Origin of the sequence: Christensenella sp. (genome assembly GCF_034927525.1) — a bacterium.
In the GTDB taxonomy this organism is placed as follows: domain Bacteria; phylum Bacillota; class Clostridia; order Christensenellales; family Christensenellaceae; genus Christensenella.
The window spans coordinates 1-1,711 of record NZ_JAYFPU010000248.1 but is presented as its reverse complement, the minus strand read 5'-3'; the positions used below and the strand labels follow the sequence as shown (position 1 = coordinate 1,711).

2 protein-coding genes and 1 pseudogene are annotated in these 1,711 nt (G+C 50.0%); 2 read left to right on the top strand and 1 reads right to left on the bottom strand.

The window, feature by feature from the left end; translation table 11 throughout:
• A pseudogene (locus tag VB081_RS10420) lies at positions 1-428 on the top strand (ABC transporter ATP-binding protein); the annotation flags it as partial.
• Entirely contained in the window at positions 429-1,457 is a 1,029-nt protein-coding gene (locus VB081_RS10415; RefSeq protein ID WP_323400757.1) for an ABC transporter permease, read from the top strand. It begins immediately after the preceding pseudogene.
• Positions 1,458-1,479: 22 nt separating this feature from the next.
• On the opposite strand, the gene VB081_RS10410 is transcribed toward VB081_RS10415, so the two are convergent.
• The coding region (locus VB081_RS10410; protein WP_323400756.1) for a hypothetical protein at positions 1,480-1,711 on the bottom strand (232 nt) is incomplete at its 5' end.

Sequence of the window (1,711 nt, the reverse complement as noted above, 5' to 3'; positions counted from 1 at the left end):
GCGACCTTTTGTACCTGATCAAGCAGCTGTCCGTGGCCGACGGCAGGACGGTTCTTGTATCCTCGCACCAGTTGTATCAGATCCAGCAGATATGCGACCGCGTGGGCATATTTGTAAAAGGGAAGCTGATCGCGTGCGGTCAGATTGAAGAACTGGGCAAAGCGGTGCGGGGAGACGAACCGTTATCCATCGAGTTTGCGGCAGCCCCGGACAACGGCGAGTTGGAAAATACGCTCCGCGCGGTGCCCGGCGTGATCCGGATGAAGAAAGAAAGAAACATGTATGTCATCCAATCTCAAACGGACATTCGCGCCCAGCTTGCCCAAGAGGCCGTCCGGCAGGGCTTTTTCATGGAGCATCTCAAGCTGCGCGGAGGCGATCTGGACGATATCTACAGGCGCTATTTTGCAAAGGAAGGAGCCGTATAAATGGGAACCAAGAGTGACGCATTGAAAAAAGTCGTTAAGATTTTATTCGTAGATGAAAAAGATGAAAACGACAAATACAGAAAAGCCGGATTTTCCGCATTATACCGCAAGGAACTGGCGGACCAATTTAAAGGAAAGCGCTTTTTGATCATGCTCCTTCTGATTGCCGTAATTGCAATCATAAGCGTATACAGCGCGGGGCAGGGCATACAGACCGCGATCAACGAAGGCTCCGTTTCGACTTCCGTATTTTTAAGCCTGTTTACCAGCAGCGGGGGTTCGCTCCCTTCCTTCGTATCGTTTTTGTCCTTCCTTGGCCCTATTGTGGGTATTATCCTGGGATTTGACGCAATCAACGGGGAACGCTCCAAGCGTACGCTTTCGAGGCTGGTGTCCCAGCCCATCTACCGCGATTCCATTCTCAACGGAAAATTCTGGGCCGGAGTGACGGTTATCGCCATGATGATATTTACCCTGGGCCTGATCGTTGCGGGCGTTGGAATCATTATGACAGGTATTCCGCCGACAATGGACGAGCTTTTAAGGCTGCTTGTTTTCCTGGTGTTCACGGTTGTATATATGGCTCTGTGGCTCAGCATATCCACGCTTTTTTCGATTGTTTTCCGGCATGCGGCGACATCAGTGTTGTCCGGCATAGCGATCTGGGTGTTTTTAACCTTCTTTATGGGAATAATTGCAAGCTCCATTGCGAACGGGGTATATCCTGTTACAGACCAATCGACAACGAGCGTGGTTCTCAGCAATTACAATCTGGCGGGCGGCGTCAGCCGTATTTCGCCCGCAACCCTGTACAGCGAATCCGTATCGACCATACTTGATCCCAGCGTCCGGTCGATCGGAGTTATTCTGACGTCGCAGGTGGACAGGGCGGTTACCGGGGCGCTGTCAATCGACCAGAGCATACTTCTGGTATGGCCGCACCTGATAGGGCTTCTGGCAATCACAATGATATGCTTCGCGATTTCCTATGTTGTGTTCATGCGGCAGGAGATCCGGGCGGGATCATAATGGCCTGAAAACTGCAAGACGGTTATTTTGTTGGTTTTCTTTTGCGACACGCCCTTCCATTTCGGAAAAATGAACGGGATGCCGAAAAGCATGAGAGGTCTTTTTTGCAAAAATATTTGTTTTCATCATTGGGCATATTAACAATGCGGTAAAAAACCGCTGAATGTAAAGGAGGGTTGATAATGTCTAGACCAGGGTTAATGTCAGAAGCTTTAAAACAAGAAATCGCAAAACGGCTGGGTGTGGACAACGTC

Bases quoted from the DNA above. Each gene is read 5' to 3' on its own strand.
- VB081_RS10415 (WP_323400757.1), top strand. From the start codon at position 429: ATGGGAACCAAGAGTGACGCATTGAAAAAAGTCGTTAAGATTTTATTC.